Below are 1,734 nucleotides of genomic sequence, written 5' to 3'. Positions count from 1 at the left end.
GCATTCGTTGCTACTTTTGGTTGGATAGGTACAGTGATAGAAGTGATTGCCGCTGGCATTGCCTCTGTTGTTGGCGCTGTTTTTACTCCAATAGGGGCGCTCATTGCTGCTGTTGTGGCGGTGATCATCGCGGCTTGTTTTGCTTTGTGGAAATATTGGGATCGTTTCTCTTCTTTTGTTAAAGGTTTTGCACGGGGGATAGCACGGGCTTTTGGTCGTGCCTTTGAAGCCGTCATGCGCTTTTTTGGCGCCGATACGGCAACCATCACCAAGTGGAAAAACGCCATTGCTGCCGCCTTTGATTTCTCTAAACATTGGCAAAAGTTCAAACAGGGGCTTGAGTTTGTTGGCAGGTGGTTTGGCAATGTGTGGGATGGTTTTAAACAAAGCATCGCCAATTTTTGGAGCTGGTTGGGGAGCTTTTTTGCCCGCGAAAAGCTCTCTGATGATGCGAAAGCCGGTATGGAACAAGCAGGGGAAGATTTAGCCAATTGGATTGTCGATGGTTTTATGGCACCCATTACAAAATTGAAGGACTTTTTTCAATCTTTGCCAAGCCGTATTAGAGAGTGGATTGGGTCAATTGATTTATCCGACCTGTTTCATTTGCCCAGTTGGCTTGGCGGCAAAACACCCATTCAACCCATTATGCAATATGCGGGTGCTGGTCATGCCAATCACTCTGGTCGAGAGCAAAGAGACAATAACAAAGACTTCTCCACCACCACGCATAATCAAAATATCACGGTGCATGTCAATGGCGCTCGTGATCCCGTTGCCACGGGGCGTGCGGTAAGTCACGCACTTCAACGCGCACGCGCCAATGCTCTGCATGGTGGAACAGAATAAGGGAAAGAACAAAATGAGGGGAGGGAGCCTATGAGAGATCCTTTGATGATGTTAGGTCCGCATCAATTTTACGTGGACTGGCTAAATTTCCAATCCTTTGAAGAAGAGTTTTCTGCCTCATGGGTCTCTATGGAGCGTTTTGGTAGATCCCCCAGTTTGCAATTCACCGGCTATGGCAATGATGCAAAGACCATTCATGGAGTTTGGTTTCCAGAAGAATTTGGTGACCGTGCAGCTATTGACTCACTCAGCAGAACGATACGAGCAGCCAAACCCGTACAGATGCTTCGTTGGATGAATGATATGAGCTATAGCGCCCTTCTCCATGGTCCCGTGGTGATCACCACTCTCACGAAAGACCACGACTATATCAGCCGCTCTGGTCAATCGCAGCGCATCCGCTATTCCATCAGTTTGTTGCCGTTTTTCGATGGGGGAAAACCCCAAGGTCAATATCAGTAAGATCGATATCAAGAGGAACAATTCCCATGAAGATACCAGAAAAGCATGTTGTTGTAGAGCTAGAGGATATGAGTCTTGATCTCATCTGCTTTCAACATGCCATGGCTGTGTTAGGAGACCGTGCGCAAGTTGGAGCCCTAAGAGGCTATCTCGAAGCCACACTGGAAGCCAATCCGGATATTGCCAAATATGGTGTGCTTTTGCCGCGCGGCTTAAAGGTTACTTTGCCTGAATTTGTGTTGTCTAATCCCCAAAGCATGGTGAAGCGGTTATGGGATTAATGCGCACATATCCTTTTATTGTGGTCAAGGTGGAAGACAAACCCGTGCATGAGGTTTTTTATCAGCGTCTTTTAAATGCAACCATCACTGATCATGCTGGCAATGAAGCCGATAGATTTGAAGCGGAGTTTGATGATCGTGG

2 protein-coding genes and 2 pseudogenes are annotated in these 1,734 nt (G+C 47.2%); all 4 read left to right on the top strand.

Going from position 1 to position 1,734, the window contains the following annotated elements:
* Positions 1-849, top strand: a pseudogene (locus J7R10_RS10040) (phage tail tape measure protein); the annotation flags it as partial.
* Between the two features lie 30 nt (positions 850-879).
* Entirely contained in the window at positions 880-1,311 is a 432-nt protein-coding gene (locus J7R10_RS08005) for a phage tail protein (protein WP_010704524.1), read from the top strand.
* Positions 1,312-1,337: 26 nt separating this feature from the next.
* Complete coding sequence (locus J7R10_RS08000; protein WP_010705656.1) at positions 1,338-1,592, top strand: tail protein X; 255 nt, start codon at positions 1,338-1,340, stop codon at positions 1,590-1,592.
* A pseudogene (locus J7R10_RS10035) lies at positions 1,592-1,734 on the top strand (late control protein); the annotation flags it as partial. The gene J7R10_RS08000 and the pseudogene J7R10_RS10035, both read left to right, overlap by 1 nt.

This window comes from Bartonella vinsonii subsp. berkhoffii ATCC 51672, assembly GCF_902825225.1.
GTDB lineage: Bacteria > Pseudomonadota > Alphaproteobacteria > Rhizobiales > Rhizobiaceae > Bartonella > Bartonella berkhoffii.
This window is presented reverse-complemented; position numbering and strand designations above follow the sequence as displayed.

Coding starts and splice junctions, on each gene's coding strand:
- J7R10_RS08005 (WP_010704524.1), top strand. CDS start 880: ATGAGAGATCCTTTGATGATGTTAGGTCCGCATCAATTTTACGTGGAC.
- J7R10_RS08000 (WP_010705656.1), top strand. CDS start 1,338: ATGAAGATACCAGAAAAGCATGTTGTTGTAGAGCTAGAGGATATGAGT.